Source organism: Mesorhizobium erdmanii USDA 3471, from assembly GCF_000472705.1.
Classification (GTDB): Bacteria; Pseudomonadota; Alphaproteobacteria; order Rhizobiales; family Rhizobiaceae; genus Mesorhizobium; species Mesorhizobium erdmanii.
In genome coordinates, this window is the sequence record NZ_KI421455.1 from 22,390 (window position 1) to 40,440 (window position 18,051).

Here is an 18,051-nt window from a genome sequence, read left to right on the forward strand (position 1 = left end):
GCCCCCTAGGATACGGGTATTATTTCGTGACCAGAAATAAATATGGCCACAAGGGAGGAACCGGGAATGGCTGGCAAGAAGATATTGATGCTCGTTGGCGAGTTCAGCGAGGAGTATGAGATTTTCGTCTTTGAACAGGCCATGCACGCCGTCGGCCACACCGTGCACGTCGTCTGCCCGGACAAGAAGGCGGGCGAGGTGCTGAAGACCTCGCTGCATGATTTCGAAGGCCACCAGACCTACACGGAAAAGCCCGGCCACGACTACATCCTCAACAAGACGTTCTCCGAAGTGGACGTGGCCAAATATGACGCCGTCTATGCGGCGGGCGGGCGCGGCCCCGAATACATCCGCATCGACAAGCGGGTGCAGGCCCTGGTGCGGCATTTCCACGAGGCGGGCAAGCCGATCTTCACCATCTGCCATGGCGTGCAGATCCTGATCGCGGTCGACGGCGTGGTGCGCGGCAGGGAAGTGGCGGCGCTGCACTATTGCGAGCCGGAAGTGACGCTGGCCGGCGGCATCTACATCGACGTCGCGCCGACCGGCGCCCATGTCGACGGCAATCTCGTTTCAGCCAAGGGCTGGCCTGGCCTGTCCAACTTCATCCGCGAATGCCTGAAGGTGCTGGGTACCGAAATCCGTCACGGCGAAATCCTGATGCGTGACGAGCGCCAGGCGGCTTGATCCGATGGCAAGCTGCCGCGCCATGGCGCGGCAGGCTTTCTACGCCAAGGCGCGTGCCTCGCGGAACGACACCAGCTTACGGCGGTTTTCGTCCCACAAGGCCAGTTTGACGCAGCGCAGGCTGTCGAGCAGCGTGACGCGGCCAATGCCACGCAGTTCCGGATAATCCCGCAGCACTTCCTGCAGCCGGTAGCCCGGCACCTTGGCGGAGAGGTGATGGACGTGGTGGACGCCGATATTGCCGGTGAACCAGTTCAGCACCGGCGGCAGGTCGTAATAGGACGAGCCGTGCAGGGCGGCATGCTGGAATTCCCAGTCGTCATCCTTCGCCCATTCCGTCTCCTCGAACTGGTGCTGGACGTAGAACAGCCAGATGCCGGCCGAACCGGCGAGAACGACGATCGGCAAGTGGACGACCAGGAACGCACCCGGGCCGACGGCCCAGATAAGCAGGGCCGCCGCAAGCGCGATGGCGAGATTGGTGGTCATCGATGACACCCAAGGCGTCAAGCCGCCGCGCATCATGCCGATCGGCAGCCTTTGCGAGAAGATGAACAGCCAGATCGGTCCAAGACCGAACATCACCAGCGGGTGGCGATAGAGACGATAGCCAAGGCGCCCGCGCCAGGACAATTGCCTGTACTCGGCAACCGTCAGCGTCCTGATGTCGCCCATACCGCGCTCATCGAGATTGCCGGCGCTGGCATGATGTGTCGCGTGGGCGCGCCGCCAGCAATCGTAGGGCGTCAGTGTGAGCACGCCGAGCGCGCGGCCGATCCAGTCGTCGGCGTAGCGGTTGGCGAAGAAGGAGCCATGGCCGCAATCGTGCTGGATCATGAAGATGCGCACCAGGAACCCGGCCGCCGGAAGAACCAGGATCAGTCCCCACCAATGGCCATAGGCATAGGCCGCCGCGGACATGGCCCAGAGCGTGGCGAACGGAATGAGGGTGATGGCGAGTTCGACGGCGCTGCGTCGCCGGTCCGGCTTCTTGTAGCGTGCCAGAATCTTCAGCCAGGCACGCTTGCTGTTGGCGGCCGCGTCGGGGGAAATCATGTTCATCAGGAATCATAGGCGGGGCGTGTGGCCGCCGCAAGGCGACCATCACGTAAAATTACTGTGCGTAATTGTCGCGCGAAAGACGATTTTGAACCGCTCCTTGCGTCCTGAGAGGCGGCGATTGACCGGTCGGCTGCCTATCGGCGACCGCCGCCAAGGCTTTTGCTCTCCATCCGATCGAGATGGTCAAGCAATTCCCTGAAGCGATTGGGAATGTCGGCTTCCGCACGGAAAGCCGGCAAGGTGCGCAGAAAGCGCGTCATCGCCTCGGCACCGAACTGGCGCCTGACTTCGGCGGCGAGCCTTTCTCCTTTTTCAGCCTTGTCGCGGGTCATCATTTCAAAATCCTGTGTCGGCTCCAAAACTCCTCCAGCAAGGGAATGGTTCCCCCATCACGCTTCCGTGGCAAGCCAAGCTGGCAAGCACGGTAAAATTTGAATTAAAATCGAGGCATCCCCATTGATCGCCTTCCAGGTCCGGTCAAAGCTTCAATGGTGGCTTGCCCCTTGATTTTTGACCGCCAAACCTCGATATCGGGCACAAAATCCATACCATTCAAGATGACGGGAAACGGCGATGAGCGACCAGGCAAAAGACGAACGCGCGCCCAGTGAAGCCGAGGCGGCCGAGGCCAATGCCGAGCGCACGGAAGGCGGCATTGACGGCGATTATGAAGCGCTTGTGCGGCTGTTGAAGGAAAATGAAGAGCTGAAGGACCGCGCGCTGCGCGTAGCGGCGGAGATGGAGAACCTGCGGCGCCGCACCGCGCGCGACGTGCACGACGCGCGCACCTATGCGGTTGCGAATTTCGCCCGCGACATGCTGTCGGTGTCGGACAATCTGCGCCGCGCGCTGGACGCCATCCCCGCCGAGGCCAAGGCGTCTGGCGACGCCGGCTTCAAGGCGCTGATCGAAGGCGTCGACCTGACCGAGCGCGCCATGCTGTCGGCGTTGGAACGGCACGGGGTCAAGAAACTGACGCCGGAAGGCGAGAAGTTCGATCCGAACTTCCACCAGGCCATGTTCGAGATTCCTAATCCGGAGGTTCCCGCCGGCACTGTCATCCAGGTGGTGCAACCGGGCTATTCGATCGGAGAGCGCGTGCTGCGGCCGGCCATGGTGGGCGTCGCCAAGGGCGGCCCGAAGATTGCCGCCGAGGCGCCGGTCGAGCCGGGGCCGGTCAACGAGCAGGCGGAGAAGGATGCTTGATAGGGATTAGGCAGTAGGCAGTAGGGAAATAGGCAGTCGTATCAATCGCGCGGCTTCGTGCTATGCATATGCCCCATTCCTAATTCCTAATTCCTAATCCCTACTGCCTCATGCCCTTTAACCCCATCGCCCTTCTCGACTACGCCGGCGTCGCCGTTTTTGCGGCGACCGGGGCGTTGGCCGCGTCGCGCAAGCAGCTCGACATTATCGGGTTCCTGTTCCTGGCCAGTGTCACCGGTATTGGCGGCGGCACGTTTCGCGATCTCATCCTCAATGTGCCTGTCTTCTGGGTGGGAAACCGCGACTATGTGCTGATCTGCGCGGTGGTGGCGGTCCTGGTCTTCTTCACCGCGCACCGCGTCGAATCCCGCTACAAGCTGCTTTTGTGGCTCGATGCCATCGGCCTCGCCGCGTTTTCTGTGATGGGCGCGGCCAAGGGGCTGGCAATCACCGGTTCGCCGGTGGTTTCGATCATCACAGGCATGCTGACCGCGACCTTCGGCGGCATATTGCGCGATCTCCTGGCGGGCGAGCCGTCGGTGCTGCTGAGGCCCGAAATCTACGTCACGGCCGCCCTGGCCGGCGCCGCCATCTTCACGCTGGGCGACGTTGCCGGATTGCCGCAGATTGTCTCGGGCTTGGCCGGCTTCGTCGTGGCGTTCGTTGTGCGCGGCGGCGCGCTGCGTCTCGGCTGGTCGTTTCCGTCGTACAAAAGCCGGCCGGGAAGAAGGCCTGAAGACATTCCGTGAAAAGGAAAGCGAATAGCGAATAGGGCATGACGGCCAGCAAGATTGCCGCGGAGCCCTCGCTACTCGCTATGCGGCGAAACGCTGCGCTTCGCCGCCATAATAGTTGACGTAGCGGGCACCGATCTCCTTGACCGGCATCACCACGAAGACGTCGACGGTCGAGAATTCGCGGTCGATGACGCAGCCGTCGCCGATGCGGGCGCCAACCCTCAGATAGCCCTTGACCAGAGGTGGCATCGCCGCGATCGCCGCCTTGGTGTTGACCGCCTCGATAGGCATCAGGTCCATGGAACAATAGCGCCCCGACACCGCACGCACGTCCCAGGCGGAGTTGGTGCGGCAGTGATGAGCGAGATAGGTGAGCGCCTCGGCATGCGCCGCCGGCACGGTGCCATGGAAGGAGGCACAGCCGGTCATCACGCCGATTTCGTAGTGGTTGATGTAGGCCCAGATGCCTTGCCAAAGCGCCTCGATGGTGCGCTTCGAGCGGTATTCCGGCAAAACGCAGGAACGTCCGAGCTCAAGAAAACGCTGGCCGGGATGGCGGGCGATGAGCTTGGTCAGCTCGAATTCGCCTTCTGAATAGAAGCCGCCGGCGGTGGCCGCGATTTCTTGCCGCAGCAGGCGATAGGTGCCGACGATACGGCGGTGTTCGGGACCGGAAAGCGTCGTGTCCAGCACCAGCAGATGGTCGCAAAGCGGATCGAACCGGTCGGCGTCGCGGCGGTCCTGCGCCTGGAACAGGTCCTTCCTGGCGCCAAGCTCGTCATAAAATACCCGGTAGCGCACTTCCTGCGCCGCCGCGATCTCGGCCTCGTTGCGGGCGAGCCGCACTTCGAGATTGCCGATACGGCCGAGCGCTGCGCCTTTTATGACGCAATCGACATTACGTCCGGCAAGCAAGGCGCTGCCGGCGTTCGGCCGAGTGTCACATTCAGGCATAACTGTATGCACGAGTGATTCTCCTTCGAGCCATCCCTCTTGGCACGGGGATACGGTGTAGGTGCAACAGGATTATGACAGTACCGTGATACGGCGTCGCGGGCAATACTTCGTCGGCTGGCGAAAACGGTCAACCGGCTACGTTGGGTCAGGAAAAAGCAAGCGCGTCGCGTTTGCACCGATCCGCACGAGCCGCTTCAGTTTCTCGTTTTCATGCGTGCCGTCGCGGCAAAACCGCGACAATTTTTGATCGACATAGGGCAGCCTTGCACCTGAAAACAGGCCGCTCAAGCGGCGGCCTGGCCCTCGACGGCGTTGACCAGGGCGTCGGGGTCGAGCGGCTTGGTGACGAAGCCGGAGGCGCCGTGGGCAAGCACCGTATGGCGGGTCTTTTCCTGGCTGTCGGCCGAAAGCACCATGATCGGCACCGGCGGCGCGGATATTTCCTCCTCATGGCGGCGGATCGCGGCAATGGCGTCCAGACCGTCCATGACCGGCATATGCAGATCCATCAGCACCACGTCGAAGCGGTGCTTGTGCCCGGCACTGGTGACGGCCTCGACCGCGGCCTTGCCGTTGCCGACCACCGTGACGCGGTGCCCCGCCTTCAACAGCGTGGCGCGGGCCAGCATGGCATTGATGTCGTTGTCTTCAGCGATCAGCACGGACAAGCCCTGCTGGCGGCCGCTCGAGGCACTGGCCGGGGCACGGCGCTTCTCCGGCTGCGGCTGAGCGAGGGCCGATGCATGGCTGGTCAAAAGCACACGCAAAAGTGTCCCCCCGCGCACCGGTCGAGCCAGGAAAGTCGCGTAGCCGCTGGCGCGGAACTCGCCGAGCATGCCGCGGTCGGTCGGCGCGATCAGGGTGATGGCTTCGCAATCGGAAAAACCGCTTTGGCGCAACCGCTTGAGCAGCCTTCCGTCACTCTCTTCCATGGCCGCATCGACGAGAAGCGCGTCGCAGCCCTCGGCCAGCGGCGCCGCCTGCGCCATGGTGCTGGCAATACCGGCGGTACCGCCATTGGCACGGATGGTGCGGGCGATGGCCTCGGCCTCGACGGCATTCCTGGAGAGGATTACCGCGTGCCTGCCGGCAAGCGCGTTCTGCCGGCCCTGTGGCGCCTCGGTGGCCTCCCTGGCCGGGATCTCGAAAACGAATTCCGAGCCTTGACCAAGCCGGCTGGAGACCGAAATCGTGCCGCCCATGGCAGCCACCAGGCGCTTGGAAATGGCAAGCCCCAGCCCCGCTCCGCCATGCGCGCGCGTCGAGGTGCCGTCGGCCTGCTCGAACTCCTCGAAGATGCGCTCCATGTCCTCGTCGCGCAGGCCGGGCCCGGTGTCGGTAATGGTGAAGCAGATGCGGTCGCTGTTTTCGGTGCGGGCGCGCGCGACGCTGACCAGCACGCCGCCGCCGTCGGTGAACTTGATGGCATTGCCGATCAGGTTGAGCAGCACCTGACGGACCCGGCCCGGATCGGCGGTGATCAATTGCGGTACATCCGGCTCGACGTGGCAGCCGAGGCCGATACCCTTGGCGAAGGCGCGCGCGGCGAGCAATTCGATGATGTTGTCGGCGATCTCGCGCACCGACATCGGTTGCGGTTCCGGGTCGAAGCGACCGGCCTCGATCTTGGAATAGTCGAGCAGGTCCTCGATCAGGGCGAGCAAGGCACTGGCCGAGGTCGAGATGGCACCGACATAGGTCTGCTGTTCCGGCGACAGGCTGGTGTCGGCGAGCAGCCTCGCCATGCCCATGATGCCGTTCATCGGCGTGCGGATTTCATGGCTGACGGTGGCGAGAAAGCGCGATTTGGCCTGGCTTGCGTATTCGGCCCGTTCGCGCGCGGTGATCAGCGAGGATTCGGCGCGCTTGCGGGCGGTGATGTCGCGGGCGATGGCGCGATGCGAAACCGCACCGCTGTCCTTTTCGCGCACCGAAAGCTCGATCCAGGAGAACCAGCGCGAGCCGCCCGGCGCGCGGATGGCGACATCGGTGGAACTCAGGCACTCGTGGTCGGAAAAGGCGGCGTCGGGAACGATGCCGACCTCGATGCCGAGTTCGGCCAGCGTCTTGCCGGCAAGATCGCGCGGATCGGTTTCAACGAGATCGGCGAATACCTTGTTGGCATAGACGATGTAGCCGTCACGGTCGCGGTGGATGACGAGATCGCCAAGCGCGTCGATGAGACCGCGAAAGCGCTCCTCGCTTTCCTGCATTTCCCACATGCGGTCGGCCAGCGTCTCGATCTCAGCGCGGCTGCGAGCGGTGGTCTCGTCGAGCAGCACCACGGTCCGGTGGACGCGGCGTCTGGCATGCAGGTGCATTCCCAGGCCGGCGAGGCCGGTTGCCAGCAATGCGAGACTGATGAAGATTGGCGCCCCAGTGAGATACGCAAGGCCCGCCAGGATCATGATGGCAACGAAGGTGAGCGGCGGCAGGCCTTCCCGTCTGACCAATTGCTGCTCGGGCACCAGCGGCGGCGCGGCGATAAACCGCCGTCCCGGCGCCGGCACGGCAACTGCGTCGACGTCGTCGCCCTTGTCCACCTGCTGGCTGTCGGATTCCGCGATCATGCGAAACCCTTGGCAGAGAGAGATTATGGAAAATTGCGGCGGATCGTTCGAATTTTAGCGGATGCGCCGCTTTTTGCCCGCGGCGCCCGATTTGTCGTCGCAGAGTGTCAATTCCGCCAACCTTCCGGCCTGGCGAACTCACATGTCGACGACGACGCGACCGCGGATCTTGCCGTCGACGATGTCGCGCGCGGCATCGATGATGCCGTCGAAACCAATGGTCGTGGATAGGCTGGCGAGCTTCTCCAGGTCGAGATCGGCGCCGATGCGCCGCCAAGCCTCGAGGCGAACGGCCTTCGGCGCCATCACCGAATCGATACCAAGAAGCGAGACGCCGCGCAGGATGAAGGGGGCGACGCTCGACGGCAAATCCATGCCGCCGGCCAGACCGCAGGCCGCGACCGCGCCGCCATAGGAGGTCATCGACAGCACATTGGCCAGTGTGTGGCTGCCGACCGAATCGATCCCGCCCGCCCAGCGTTCCTTGGCCAGCGGCTTGGCCGGCTGGCTCAGTTCGTCGCGCGAGATCACCTCGGCGGCGCCGAGGTTGATCAGATAGGGGCTTTCGGCATTGCGCCCGGTCGAGGCAATGACGTGGTAACCGAGGCTGGACAGGATGGAGACCGCGACCGAACCGACGCCGCCGGCCGCACCCGTCACCACGACCGGACCGCGATCGGGCAGGATGCCGTGACGCTCCAGCGCCATGACGCTGAGCATGGCGGTGTAGCCGGCGGTGCCGACCGCCATGGCGTCATGCGCGCTGATGCCCTCCGGCAGTGGCACCAGCCAGTCGCCCTTGACTCGGGCACGCCCCGCATAGGCGCCAAAATGCGTCTCGCCGACACCCCAGCCGTTGAGGATGACCTTGTCGCCCTTGCGCCAGTCGGGATTGGAGGACGAGATGACCGTGCCAGCAAAGTCGATGCCCGGCACCAGCGGCCAGCGGCGGACCACCGGCGCCTTGCCTGATATGGCCAGTCCATCCTTGTAGTTCACCGTCGTTGCCTCGACCGCGACGGTGACGTCACCCTCCATCAGGTCGGCTTCGGTCAGATCCGTCACGGCGACCGACTGCTTCTTGTCGGCGTCGCGCGAGACGAGAATGGCTTTGAAGGTTTGCGACATCTTTTTCTCCGCGAGCTTGCTTGGCGTCCTGGACTGTGCGGCGATGGCCGCGCGCGGTCAATCTTTGGAAGGCTTGGCTTTGGAAGGCGTGGCGTTCGAAGGTTTGGGCTCGCGCCGCCAGCCGATGAGTTCGTCGAAGACGACAAGAGCCGCGCCCACGGAAATGAAGGCGTCGGCGAGGTTGAAGACGGCAAAGGACCAGACCGGCGTGTGGAACAGGATGTAGTCGATGACGTGGCCGTAGACGGCGCGGTCGATCAGATTGCCCAGCGCACCGCCGATGATCAGGGCAAAGCCTATACGGGCGACGACATGGCCTGACGGCGTGTGGGTGGCAAGGTAGAGCACGAAAGCGACGACCAGCGCGGCGATGACCACCAGGCCGGTGTCGCCGAAGGAGGAGAACATCGAGAAGGCGATGCCGGTGTTGTAGGTGCGAAACAGCGCCAGGAACGGGACCAGATCGAGCTTTTCCTGAAAGGGCAGGCCGGTCTCGACCAGATGCTTTATCCACTGATCGAGCGCGATGGCCGCGACGACGAGAAGGGCGTAGGGGGACCATGATCTCAAGGCGGCAACCTTCATTGTTGGTCGGCGATCGGTTCAAGCTTCAGCGCGCCGCGCCGGATCTCGAACAGCATGATGCCGGTGGCGACGGCGAGATTGAGCGAATCGGCACGGCCCGCTTGCGGAATCCTGAGCAACCTGTCGCAGCTCGCCGCCAGGCTTTCGGGCAGGCCTTGCTGCTCATTGCCCATCATCAACAGCACCGGCCCACGGGAAAAATCGACCGAGCGGTAGTCGACGGCTCCTTTCAGATGCGTGCCGGCGACCAGACCTGAAAACCCGCCGCGCCAGGCAAGGAACGCCTCGGTATTTGCCCTCGCCACCGGCACGGCGAAAATGGAACCCATGGTGGCGCGCACCGTCTCCACGGAAAACGGATCGGTGGTGTCGCCGACCAGGATGACGCCCTTGGCGCCGACGGCATCGACGGTACGGATGACGGTGCCGAGATTACCGGGATCGCGCACCCGGTCGAGCGCCACCCAGACATCGCCATTGTCGGCGCGGATGTCCTTCAGGGCCAGGAATTTCTGCGTAAAGACACCGACCACCATCTGCGGATTGTCGCGGCGGGTGATGGCGACAAGCACTTTTTCCGACACTTCGAGCACCGTGCCGCCGGCGGCAACCGTGCGCGCCGCGACCTTTTCCACCGCGGCATTGCCACGCCCGGCCTTGGCAAACACCAGCGTCCTGATCTGCCAGCCGAGGTCGAGCGCATCGATGACCAGCTTCAGCCCCTCGGCCATGAAGGCGTTCTGCTGGTCGCGGAATTTCTTCAGGGCGAGCGCCTTGATGTCCTTGATCAGCGGATTGGCGAGGCTGGTGACTTCCTTCACCTGGCCGGGTGCACCGACGTGCCGTTCGTTCATTCGGGACTCCCGGGCATTCAGGCCAACCAACGCGAAAACAGTGAGGTCGAAAGCGCCCGGCCGGCGGACTTTTCGCGGATGATCAGCTCACCCGATTCAACCCTGCCGCCCATACCGGCAAAGGTGTCGCGCATCAGAGCATGGATGGCGAAGAAGGAGGCGCGGATCGAGTAGGCGGTCAGCACCACGGCAAGCGGTTTCGGCGTCAGGATCGCCCGGCATAGATCGGTCAATGCCGGGAGGTCCTCGAACAGTTGCCAGACCTCGCCCTTGGGACCGCGACCATAGGCCGGCGGATCGAAGAGCACGATGTCGTAGCGGCTGCCGCGGCGCTCCTCGCGCTCGGCGAATTTCACCGCGTCGTCGACGATCCAACGGATCGGCTTGCCGCCGAGCCCGGCCATCTGCTGGTTTTCACGCGCCCAGCCGATCGCCTTCTTCGAGGCATCGACATGAGTGACCTCGGCACCTGCGCGGGCCGCCACCAGCGAGGCAAGGCCGGTATAGCCGAACAGGTTGAGCACCTTGACCGGCCGCCTGGCCGCCGCGATCAAGCCCGCCATATGGCCCCAGTGCGAGGCCTGTTCGGGAAAGACGCCGACGTGGCGAAACGAGGTGAAGCGGCCGAGATAGTCGATGCCGTCGTGCTTCATCGGCCAGGTTTCGCCGAGCGGCGCTTTCGGGAAGCGCCAGCGTCCGATGCCTTCCTCGTCTGTGTCGCCGGTGAAGATGGCGTCGACGCGTTCCCAGTCCCTCGCCGGCAAGGCCTTCTGCCAGATTGCCTGGCCCTCGGGCCGCACGATGCGGTAGGGTCCATATCGTTCGAGTTTCTGGCCGGTGCCGCTGTCGAGCAGCGCATAATCGGCGTTGGGCGCCACTTCGAGGATTACCGGAAGCTGCTCGGCTGGCAGTGACCCTTCGCGGCGGGCGAGGATGCGGGGTGCGGATTTCGGTTCGGCGCGATCATCGGTTCTGGTCTCATGCCGCTCGCGCGGCCTGGCATCCGGTCGTGCGGCTCCACGGGGCTCGTTCGGACGCAATTCCGCGGTTCCGCCTTTCGCGGGCGGGCGGTTGTCGCGGCGTTTGTCGCGAAAAGACTTCAAGCGGGAGCATCTCCGAGCGGCGTGCCGCTTTTGGCATAGGGCAACCGGCTTCGCAACCAAGTCCGCTGCGGCCGTTCTAATGCTCATGTCGGTCAGAGATGGACCGATGTCAAAGAAACAGGCAAATCTGCTGGATGTCCCGCTCCGAACGCCTGCTCGACCTCATTCAGTGCCTGCGGCGGCATCGCCGGCCGGTGAGCGGGCAGCTGCTGGCCGCTGAGCTCGGGATTTCGATCCGCACACTCTACCGCGACATCGCCACGCTGCAGGGGCAGGGCGCGCCGATCGAGGGCGAGGCGGGTCTGGGCTACGTGCTGAAGCCCGGCTTCATGCTGCCGCCGCTGATGTTCTCGGACGAGGAGATCGAAGCCATCGTGCTCGGCTCACGCTGGGTCGCCAGGCAGCCGGACCGGCGTCTTTCCGCCGCCGCCGTCAATGCGCTGGCCAAGATCGCGGCCGTGCTGCCGGACGATCTGCGTGAAGATCTCGATGCCTCGACGCTGCTGGTCGGGCCATCGGCGCAAGCCATCGAGGGCATCGATCTCGGCACCGTTCGGCAGGCCATCCGCAACGAACGCAAGATCGGTTTTCTCTACCAGACCGCCGGCGGTGCCGCGTCACAGCGTGTGGTCTGGCCGTTTGCGCTCGGTTTCTTCGACAAGGTGCGGGTGGTGGTGGCGTGGTGCGAGATGCGGCAGGATTTCCGGCATTTTCGCGCCGATCGCATATCCGGCCTCAACGCCACCGAGACGCGCTATCCGCGCCGCCGCCAGGTGCTGCTCAAGGAATGGCGGGCGACGTTCGACAAGCCGCGTGAGTCATGACGGCTACTGCCAGAATCTGACAGTAGCCTGCTCTAGGTTCAGCGCATCGAAACGCTGACCTTTGGAGAGCAGACATGACCACCCCGAATTTCGTCATCCTCTGTCGACCAGCCATTGCGGAGCGGTGCCTTCTACAGCGCCCTGCTCGGACGCGAGCCGGCCGAAAGCGCGCCGACCTTCGTGCTGTTCGTGCTCGACAACGGCTTCAAGCTCGGCCTCTGGTCGCGTCATACGGTCGAACCGGCGGCGGCCGCGACGGGTGGCGGCGGCGAGATCGTGTTCGCAATGGAGACGTCTGATGCGGTCGACGCCACCCATGCCGACTGGTCCGGCCGCGGCCTTAAGATCCTGCAGACGCCGACCGATCTGGATTTCGGCCGCACTTTCGTCGCGCTCGATCCTGACAGTCACCGCCTGCGTGTCTACTGGCTGTCCGATGGGAAACAGGCCAATGGGGAACAGAAATGAGCGCGTGTTGGATCGCGGTCGCATCGGCCGAGCACGTCCGGCGCGGCCGCAGGGACGGCTTCATGCAGGTCAACCACGGCAAGGCGGCGCCGCTGCGCCGCATCAAGCCCGGCGACGGCATCGTCTATTATTCGCCGACTACAATTCTCGGTGAAAAGGATGGCCTGCAGGCCTTCACGGCAATCGGCACCGTGCGGGAAGGCGAACCCTATCAGGGCGATATGGGCGGCGGCTTCACCCCGTTCCGGCGCGACGTCGACTGGGCACCTGCGCAGGAAGCGCCGATCAAGCCGCTGCTCGAAGAACTGGCCTTCACAGCTGGCAAGTCGAACTGGGGATATCAGCTGCGCTTCGGCCTGTTCGAAATCACCGATCACGATTTTCGTCTGATCGCCGACGCGATGGGCGCAGGAATGGAGACGGCGAGTTAGACTACGCTTTCAGCGCGTCATAAACGGCAATACCGACGGCGAGGTCCTCGAGTGCCGCGCCGACCGATTTGAACAGCGTGATCTCGTTGGGGCTCTGGCGGCCTTTCTTCTGGCCGCGCGCCAGTTCGTGCAAATCGGCGACTATGGCGTCCGGCTTCAGCAGGCCGGAGGCCAGCGGCTGGACGATGTCGCCGGCCTCCTTGGTGGCGCCGGCGCGGGTGTCGACATAGACGCGGCCACGCGTGATCGCGTCATCATCGCTTTCGCGCATCGTTGGTGTAAAGCCGCCGACCAGGTCGACATGGGTTCCCGGCCGCAACAGTGCTCCCTTGATCAGTGGCGTCGTGGAGATCGTGGCCGAGGAGACGATGTCGGCGTCGCCAAGCTCGGTATCGAGATCGGTCGCGGCGCTGGCCGCGAAACCTTCCGCGCGCAAATCGGCCGCGACCTTCTCGGCGTTTGCCAAGGTGCGGTTCCAGATGCGGATGGTCTTGATCGGCCGCACCGCGCAATGCGCCTTGGCGAGGAACGGCGCCAGCGCGCCGGCGCCGACCACGAGCAGCCGCGAGGCATCGTCGCGGGCCAGGTAGGACGCCGCCAGCGCCGACGCGCAGGCGGTGCGCCACTGCGTGAGGCGCTGGCCGTCGATCAGGGCTTCCGGTTCGCCGGTGCTGCCATCGAGCAGGAGATAGAGCCCCATCACCGCCGGCTTGCCGATGGCGTTGTTGTCGGGCGAGACGGTGACGATCTTGACGCCGATATGGCCACCGGCCGAGCTGCCGGCGGCGTTGAAATCGGTCCATGCCGGCATCAGCAGCAAGGTCGAGGCCGCACCATCCGGCCGCTCGACCGCGTGATGATGCCTGACGGGCTGTACGGCGCCGTCACGGAAAGCCGTGCGCAACGTCTCGACCAATCCGGGGAAGGTCAGCGCATGATCGACCTCGGCGGCCGAAATGGTCAGCATGACAAGCTCCGTGGAAGAAAAGGCGCCGGCCGGCTCATCAATTGGTCGGCTTTGGCAATGCCGATCCTTGGGCCGATCCTTGGCTCAGTCCCTGAGCTGATCCTTGGGCTGGCCCCTGTGGCGCCGCCGGCGCGCGGCTGACCGCCTGGCGCAGGTTTTCCGCCTCGACGCCGCGCTGGCGCGCCAGCTTGCGGTAGCGGCCCTGCTTGACCCAGGTCGCCAGGCTGCCGACGATCATGCCGATGGCGAGCGCCAGGAACAGGAAAATGAACAGCGGCAAGGTGAGCGTCAGCTTCGGATTGCCGGGATTGAAAGGGTCCAGCGTGAAGGCGACGAGTTCGCGGTTGGCGACGGCGAGCGCGATCAGGATGATCGCAAGAGGCACGAAGACCACGATGAGCATGAAACGATTGAGCATTATGTTTTCCGTCGGAAGCCGGCGCTGAGACCGCGCCTACTTGCCGCCGTTCAGCCTTTCGCGCAGTTCCTTGCCGGTCTTGAAGAACGGCACCCATTTCTCCTCGACCTCGACGGATTCTCCGGTGCGCGGGTTGCGGCCGGTGCGGGCGGGTCGGTTTTTCACCGAAAAAGCACCAAAACCGCGCAACTCGACCCGATTGCCTTCGGCAAGGGCGTCGGTGATCTCGTCGAAGATCGCGCCGACGATGTTTTCGACGTCGCGCAGGAAAAGATGCGGATTGCGCGTGGCAATAATCTGCACAAGTTCGGACTTGATCATCAGACGTGTCCCCGTGAAAGCAGTGCGGTCAAAATTATGAGGATGATTTTATTGGCTTTTTCAGCTGTCCCAAACCGCACTCAAGGGTGCCAGACGGAAACGAGGCCGTCAAGAAACAAGCGGTCGGCGCCAAGTTCGTGGATGACATCGCCGCTGGAGTCCGGCAGGCCGAGTGCGCTGCCGACCATTTTCACCATGGCTTTCGACCACAGGAAGCTGCCGCGCCGGTCGGTGTCCTTCCATTCAACCACCTTGAGCTTGGCGTCGACACCCTTGGTCGCCAGCCAGTCGATCGCCTCGGTCTCGCCGCCGACGGCGTCGATCAGCCCGTTGGCGACACCCTGGCGGCCGGTGAAGATCGACCCGTCGGCAAGCGCCAGTGCCTGTTCGCGGGTCATCTTGCGGCGTTCGGCGACAATGCCGACAAACCAGTCGTAGCTGTCGAGGATAAGCTTGCGGACCATGGCGCGCTCGTCGTCATTGGTCGGCTTGAAGGGAGAGGGCGAGGCCTTGAGCGGCGAGGATTTCACCTCCTCCAGCTTGACGCCAAGCTTGTCCATCAGGCCGCTGACGTCGGGGTACTGGATCAGCACGCCGATCGAGCCGACGATCGAGGTCTTGCGGGCGACGATGTGATCGGCGGCGCTGGCGATCATGTAACCCGCCGACGCGGCGAGCGTGCCGACTTCGGCCACGACCGGCTTGTCGGCTGCCACCTTGCGCACTTCCTCATAGATCGATTCACCGCCGACAGTCGTACCGCCGGGTGAATCGATCGCCAGGATCACGCCCTTCACCTTCGACGACTTGCGGATGTCCTCCAGGCGCTTGATCAGTTCCTCGTCCTCGGTGATCGTGCCTTCGATCCTGACCTTGGCGATATGGTCGACGGACGAGCCGCCGAGATCGTCGCGATAGAACCAGGCCGACAGCGCAATCACTCCGAGCGCGACGATGCCGATGGCCGCAACACGCCAGAATGTCAGCTTGCGCCGCAAGCGGCGGCGGTCGATCAGGTCGTCGGCTCTCAATGCCATGGTCAGCCTCACGGTCGGCGGGAAGAGACGCTTTTAGACCATGATGAACGCATCGGGAAGCGGTTCCGTCTTGCCGATGGCGCGGCAATCCGCCCGCCGCGATCCCGGCGCTGTCTGTTTTGTGACTGGCCCGCGCAAGGGACGCGAGATAAGGGAGGAAAGGCGGCGATGAAAAAACGGCGCAGGCGTGCCCATTTCTGCTATGAAGTACCGGTTGTTGTGCCGACCTCGTTTTCGTTTGTTCAACCACAGTTGTCACATTTTTGCGGTTTTCGTGGGCTTGTGCTTGCCTGAAGGCACCGGCCCCCCACCTATAGGCGGTGCTTCCTGGCGGGCAGGGGGCTAGAAGAAAGCAGTCATGTTAGCGCGATCCAATGAACCGACCAGCCCGGAGACGGAGTTGGCTCCCCCGGCGGATGGCTGGACGCGGGGCGAAGCGTTCGACCGTGCCCAGCGCCATTCGCGCCGCGTGCGCGTGCTCAAATTCGCCGTGCCGCTGGCCGCGGCGCTGATCGCAGTCGCCTTCCCGGTCTATTCCTATCTGGCCGCACCCGTCTCCGTGGCGGTGCAGTCGGAAGGCACCGCCTTTTCCAACGGCAAGCTGGTGATGGCCAACCCCAAGCTCAACGGGTTCACCAAGCAGAAGCAGCCCTATTCGATGACCGCCCTGCGGGCGATACAGGATGTCAGCACGCAAGGCATCATCGAACTCGAAGGGATAGATGCCAAGGTGCCGGTCGGGCCGGACAATGTCGCTGCGATCAAGGCCTCGCGCGGTACCTATGATCGCAACGGCAATACGATGAAAATGACCAGCGACGTCATCATCACCACGACCGACGGCATGCAAGCCAAGTTCAAATCGGTCTTCCTCGACATGGGCAAAGGCACTATGAAGACGGATGATCCCGTCGATGTCAGCCGTGGCGGGTCACAGATCACTGCGAATTCCCTGACGGTCCAGGACAATGGCAAGGTCCTGGTGTTCGAGAACAGGGTGCGCGTCAACATCGATCCTGCCGCTCTGAAGGCGGCTGAGGCAGAGGGCAAAGAAGCGAATGTGGCTCAATAGTTCGACACGGCTTGCGGCCGCAACTTCGGCGTTGCTTCTGCTGGGCCTTGCGCCGTCGCTGGCGCAGTCCGGCGCCACCAGTCAGGTGTCGGGCCTCAAACTGGCGGGCGACAAGCCGATCCAGATCGAAAGCGACAAGCTGGAAGTCCGGCAGGCGGAAAATGTCGCCATCTTCACGGGCAATGTCACCGTCGTCCAGGGACCGACGCTGATGAAGGCCGGCAAGATGATGGTCTACTACATCAAGGATCCGAATGCGGCGGCCAAGGGCACGGAAGCTGCCGGCGCGGCGATGACCGGCTCGGCCAACATCGACCATCTGGAGATCTCCGACAAGGTCTACATCAAGTCGGATCAGCAGGTAGCTACCGGTGATCAAGGAAGCTTCGACATGAAGAGCCAGGTGCTGGTGCTTTCAGGCAAGAAGGTCGTCCTTTCGCAAAACGACAACGTCCTGGTCGGCTGCAAGCTGACCGTCCAGATGAAAAGCGGGCTGGCCCAGGTTGATCCATGCGCCGGGCAGCGCGTCCAGATGTCGATCACGCCGCCGCCGAAATCGGATGCGCCGAAATCGGGAGCGACGAACCCCTGATGGCCAGCCTGTCATCGCTGACGGCGCGTCTTCCGGGACGAGCCGCGGCTAAGGTTTCGGCTCCGGCCACGATCAACGTCGACAAGGCGAAGTTCAAGGGAACCTTGATCGCCAAGGGCCTGACCAAGAGCTACAAGGGCCGCAAGGTGGTCAGTGGCGTCACGCTGGGCGTGCGTGCCGGCGAAGCCGTCGGGCTGCTCGGCCCCAACGGTGCCGGCAAGACGACCTGTTTCTACATGGTCACCGGCCTGGTGCCGGTGGATGAAGGCACGATCGAGATCGACGGCTTCGACGTCACCTCGATGCCGATGTACCGCCGTGCGCGTCTCGGCATCGGCTACCTGCCGCAAGAGGCGTCGATCTTTCGCGGCCTCAATGTCGAGCAGAATATCCGCGCGGTGCTCGAAGTGGTCGAACAGGACCGCAAGGCGCGCGAGCGCAGTCTCGACGAACTGCTCGAGGAATTCCACATCAGCCATCTGCGCAAGGCGCCATCCATGTCGCTCTCCGGCGGCGAGCGGCGGCGCCTGGAAATCGCGCGCGCGCTGGCGACTCGCCCGGCCTACATGCTGCTCGACGAGCCTTTCGCCGGCATCGATCCGATTGCGGTCGCCGATATCCAGCAGCTAGTTCGTCACCTGACGGCGCGCGGGATCGGTGTCCTCATCACCGACCACAATGTGCGCGAGACGCTCGGGCTGATCGACCGCGCCTACATCATCCATGCCGGTCAGGTGCTGACCCATGGCCGCGCCGACGAAGTGGTGGCAAATCCAGATGTGCGGCGTCTTTACCTCGGCGAGGGTTTTACGCTCTGACTTTTCCATGCAATCGCGGACGGCGGGACCGCTTCCGGGATTTTGCCCTGGGCGTGAAATTTGTTTCCTGACACGATTTTTTGGGTGTGACGGCCTGATTTTCGGCGATTTTGCTCCGGGATAACGCTCCGGTAAGCGGCTTTTGCTAGGCTTTGCCTTGACAAGCAAAAGCCGGGCCAGTTTCTATGGCCAGCCGCGAAATTCATTTGCGGCA

Annotated in this window: 20 protein-coding genes and 1 pseudogene; 9 read left to right on the forward strand and 12 right to left on the reverse strand. The window is 63.7% G+C overall.

Annotation, left to right across the window (positions count from 1 at the left end; translation table 11 throughout):
- Nucleotides 1–66 precede the first annotated feature (66 nt).
- Nucleotides 67–687, forward strand: a complete 621-nt coding sequence (locus A3AU_RS0132770; protein WP_027056608.1) for a DJ-1/PfpI family protein — start codon at nucleotides 67–69, stop codon at nucleotides 685–687.
- 39 nt (nucleotides 688–726) lie between these two features.
- On the opposite strand, the gene A3AU_RS0132775 is transcribed toward A3AU_RS0132770, so the two are convergent.
- Both A3AU_RS0132775 and A3AU_RS0132780 read right to left on the reverse strand, forming a co-directional pair.
- Complete coding sequence (locus A3AU_RS0132775; protein WP_027056609.1) at nucleotides 727–1,749, reverse strand: fatty acid desaturase; 1,023 nt, start codon at nucleotides 1,747–1,749, stop codon at nucleotides 727–729.
- A 134-nt stretch (nucleotides 1,750–1,883) separates the two neighbouring features.
- Nucleotides 1,884–2,084 (reverse strand): hypothetical protein, encoded by a 201-nt coding sequence (locus A3AU_RS0132780; protein WP_027056610.1) that lies wholly within the window; start codon nucleotides 2,082–2,084, stop codon nucleotides 1,884–1,886.
- Nucleotides 2,085–2,322: 238 nt separating this feature from the next.
- Here A3AU_RS0132780 and grpE point away from each other — a divergent pair, with 238 nt between their 5' ends.
- Together grpE and A3AU_RS0132790 are read left to right on the forward strand one after the other, a co-directional pair.
- On the forward strand, nucleotides 2,323–2,955 hold the full coding sequence (grpE, locus tag A3AU_RS0132785; RefSeq protein ID WP_027056611.1) for a nucleotide exchange factor GrpE: 633 nt from the start codon (nucleotides 2,323–2,325) through the stop codon (nucleotides 2,953–2,955).
- A gap of 110 nt (nucleotides 2,956–3,065) precedes the next feature.
- Nucleotides 3,066–3,704, forward strand: a complete 639-nt coding sequence (locus tag A3AU_RS0132790; protein WP_027056612.1) for a trimeric intracellular cation channel family protein — start codon at nucleotides 3,066–3,068, stop codon at nucleotides 3,702–3,704.
- 66 nt (nucleotides 3,705–3,770) lie between these two features.
- On the opposite strand, the gene olsB is transcribed toward A3AU_RS0132790, so the two are convergent.
- The 6 genes from olsB to A3AU_RS0132820 form a co-directional block, all read right to left on the reverse strand.
- Nucleotides 3,771–4,646, reverse strand: coding sequence for a l-ornithine N(alpha)-acyltransferase (olsB, locus tag A3AU_RS0132795; RefSeq protein WP_032918601.1), 876 nt, complete (start codon nucleotides 4,644–4,646; stop codon nucleotides 3,771–3,773).
- 287 nt (nucleotides 4,647–4,933) lie between these two features.
- Nucleotides 4,934–7,219: a PAS domain-containing hybrid sensor histidine kinase/response regulator gene (locus A3AU_RS0132800; RefSeq protein WP_027056614.1), complete on the reverse strand. Its 2,286-nt coding sequence runs from the start codon at nucleotides 7,217–7,219 to the stop codon at nucleotides 4,934–4,936.
- 138 nt (nucleotides 7,220–7,357) lie between these two features.
- Nucleotides 7,358–8,347, reverse strand: coding sequence for an acrylyl-CoA reductase (NADPH) (gene acuI, locus A3AU_RS0132805; protein ID WP_027056615.1), 990 nt, complete (start codon nucleotides 8,345–8,347; stop codon nucleotides 7,358–7,360).
- 57 nt (nucleotides 8,348–8,404) lie between these two features.
- Nucleotides 8,405–8,917: a signal peptidase II gene (gene lspA, locus A3AU_RS0132810; protein ID WP_027056616.1), complete on the reverse strand. Its 513-nt coding sequence runs from the start codon at nucleotides 8,915–8,917 to the stop codon at nucleotides 8,405–8,407.
- Between the two features lie 11 nt (nucleotides 8,918–8,928).
- The gene (locus A3AU_RS0132815) at nucleotides 8,929–9,786 is read right to left on the reverse strand and encodes a TrmH family RNA methyltransferase (protein WP_027056617.1); all 858 of its coding nucleotides are present in this window, start codon (nucleotides 9,784–9,786) and stop codon (nucleotides 8,929–8,931) included.
- A gap of 17 nt (nucleotides 9,787–9,803) precedes the next feature.
- Nucleotides 9,804–10,889: an RsmD family RNA methyltransferase gene (locus A3AU_RS0132820; protein WP_027056618.1), complete on the reverse strand. Its 1,086-nt coding sequence runs from the start codon at nucleotides 10,887–10,889 to the stop codon at nucleotides 9,804–9,806.
- Nucleotides 10,890–11,023: 134 nt separating this feature from the next.
- Here A3AU_RS0132820 and A3AU_RS0132825 point away from each other — a divergent pair, with 134 nt between their 5' ends.
- The 3 genes and pseudogenes from A3AU_RS0132825 (at nucleotide 11,024) to A3AU_RS0132835 (ending at nucleotide 12,612) form a co-directional block, all read left to right on the forward strand.
- Entirely contained in the window at nucleotides 11,024–11,713 is a 690-nt protein-coding gene (locus tag A3AU_RS0132825) for a helix-turn-helix transcriptional regulator (protein ID WP_027056619.1), read from the forward strand.
- 74 nt (nucleotides 11,714–11,787) lie between these two features.
- Nucleotides 11,788–12,181 (forward strand): annotated as a pseudogene (locus A3AU_RS1000000137165) (VOC family protein).
- A complete protein-coding gene (locus A3AU_RS0132835) occupies nucleotides 12,178–12,612 on the forward strand; it encodes an EVE domain-containing protein (RefSeq protein WP_027056620.1) in 435 nt (144 codons plus the stop codon). Before A3AU_RS1000000137165 ends, A3AU_RS0132835 begins: the two are co-directional and overlap by 4 nt.
- A 1-nt stretch (nucleotide 12,613) precedes the next feature.
- Here A3AU_RS0132835 and lhpI read toward each other — a convergent pair whose 3' ends face one another.
- The 4 genes from lhpI to sppA all read right to left on the reverse strand — a co-directional run bounded on the left by lhpI (nucleotide 12,614) and on the right by sppA (nucleotide 15,355).
- Entirely contained in the window at nucleotides 12,614–13,579 is a 966-nt protein-coding gene (gene lhpI / locus A3AU_RS0132840) for a bifunctional Delta(1)-pyrroline-2-carboxylate/Delta(1)-piperideine-2-carboxylate reductase (RefSeq protein WP_027056621.1), read from the reverse strand.
- A 37-nt stretch (nucleotides 13,580–13,616) separates the two neighbouring features.
- Nucleotides 13,617–13,997, reverse strand: coding sequence for a DUF1049 domain-containing protein (locus A3AU_RS0132845; RefSeq protein ID WP_027056622.1), 381 nt, complete (start codon nucleotides 13,995–13,997; stop codon nucleotides 13,617–13,619).
- A 36-nt stretch (nucleotides 13,998–14,033) separates the two neighbouring features.
- Nucleotides 14,034–14,318, reverse strand: coding sequence for an integration host factor subunit beta (locus A3AU_RS0132850; RefSeq protein ID WP_006200394.1), 285 nt, complete (start codon nucleotides 14,316–14,318; stop codon nucleotides 14,034–14,036).
- Between the two features lie 80 nt (nucleotides 14,319–14,398).
- A complete protein-coding gene (gene sppA / locus A3AU_RS0132855) occupies nucleotides 14,399–15,355 on the reverse strand; it encodes a signal peptide peptidase SppA (RefSeq protein ID WP_027056623.1) in 957 nt (318 codons plus the stop codon).
- Nucleotides 15,356–15,713: 358 nt separating this feature from the next.
- On the opposite strand from sppA, the gene lptC reads away from it, so the two are divergent.
- From lptC to lptB, 3 genes are read left to right on the forward strand one after another with little or no spacing between them, the layout of a single operon-like run.
- A complete protein-coding gene (gene lptC, locus A3AU_RS0132865) occupies nucleotides 15,714–16,427 on the forward strand; it encodes an LPS export ABC transporter periplasmic protein LptC (protein WP_027056624.1) in 714 nt (237 codons plus the stop codon).
- Nucleotides 16,414–17,019: an LptA/OstA family protein gene (locus A3AU_RS0132870; RefSeq protein WP_027056625.1), complete on the forward strand. Its 606-nt coding sequence runs from the start codon at nucleotides 16,414–16,416 to the stop codon at nucleotides 17,017–17,019. Before lptC ends, A3AU_RS0132870 begins: the two co-directional genes overlap by 14 nt.
- Nucleotides 17,019–17,837: an LPS export ABC transporter ATP-binding protein gene (lptB, locus tag A3AU_RS0132875; RefSeq protein WP_027056626.1), complete on the forward strand. Its 819-nt coding sequence runs from the start codon at nucleotides 17,019–17,021 to the stop codon at nucleotides 17,835–17,837. Before A3AU_RS0132870 ends, lptB begins: the two co-directional genes overlap by 1 nt.
- Nucleotides 17,838–18,051 lie beyond the last annotated feature (214 nt).

Excerpts from the sequence above, each read along its gene's own strand:
- A3AU_RS0132770 (WP_027056608.1), top strand. The coding sequence starts at position 67 with ATGGCTGGCAAGAAGATATTGATGCTCGTTGGCGAGTTCAGCGAGGAG.
- A3AU_RS0132775 (WP_027056609.1), bottom strand. The coding sequence starts at position 1,749 with ATGAACATGATTTCCCCCGACGCGGCCGCCAACAGCAAGCGTGCCTGG.
- A3AU_RS0132780 (WP_027056610.1), bottom strand. The coding sequence starts at position 2,084 with ATGATGACCCGCGACAAGGCTGAAAAAGGAGAAAGGCTCGCCGCCGAA.
- grpE (WP_027056611.1), top strand. The coding sequence starts at position 2,323 with ATGAGCGACCAGGCAAAAGACGAACGCGCGCCCAGTGAAGCCGAGGCG.
- A3AU_RS0132790 (WP_027056612.1), top strand. The coding sequence starts at position 3,066 with ATGCCCTTTAACCCCATCGCCCTTCTCGACTACGCCGGCGTCGCCGTT.
- olsB (WP_032918601.1), bottom strand. The coding sequence starts at position 4,646 with ATGCCTGAATGTGACACTCGGCCGAACGCCGGCAGCGCCTTGCTTGCC.
- A3AU_RS0132800 (WP_027056614.1), bottom strand. The coding sequence starts at position 7,219 with ATGATCGCGGAATCCGACAGCCAGCAGGTGGACAAGGGCGACGACGTC.
- acuI (WP_027056615.1), bottom strand. The coding sequence starts at position 8,347 with ATGTCGCAAACCTTCAAAGCCATTCTCGTCTCGCGCGACGCCGACAAG.
- A3AU_RS0132815 (WP_027056617.1), bottom strand. The coding sequence starts at position 9,786 with ATGAACGAACGGCACGTCGGTGCACCCGGCCAGGTGAAGGAAGTCACC.
- A3AU_RS0132825 (WP_027056619.1), top strand. The coding sequence starts at position 11,024 with ATGTCCCGCTCCGAACGCCTGCTCGACCTCATTCAGTGCCTGCGGCGG.
- A3AU_RS0132835 (WP_027056620.1), top strand. The coding sequence starts at position 12,178 with ATGAGCGCGTGTTGGATCGCGGTCGCATCGGCCGAGCACGTCCGGCGC.
- lhpI (WP_027056621.1), bottom strand. The coding sequence starts at position 13,579 with ATGCTGACCATTTCGGCCGCCGAGGTCGATCATGCGCTGACCTTCCCC.
- A3AU_RS0132845 (WP_027056622.1), bottom strand. The coding sequence starts at position 13,997 with ATGCTCAATCGTTTCATGCTCATCGTGGTCTTCGTGCCTCTTGCGATC.
- A3AU_RS0132850 (WP_006200394.1), bottom strand. The coding sequence starts at position 14,318 with ATGATCAAGTCCGAACTTGTGCAGATTATTGCCACGCGCAATCCGCAT.
- sppA (WP_027056623.1), bottom strand. The coding sequence starts at position 15,355 with ATGGCATTGAGAGCCGACGACCTGATCGACCGCCGCCGCTTGCGGCGC.
- lptC (WP_027056624.1), top strand. The coding sequence starts at position 15,714 with ATGTTAGCGCGATCCAATGAACCGACCAGCCCGGAGACGGAGTTGGCT.
- A3AU_RS0132870 (WP_027056625.1), top strand. The coding sequence starts at position 16,414 with ATGTGGCTCAATAGTTCGACACGGCTTGCGGCCGCAACTTCGGCGTTG.
- lptB (WP_027056626.1), top strand. The coding sequence starts at position 17,019 with ATGGCCAGCCTGTCATCGCTGACGGCGCGTCTTCCGGGACGAGCCGCG.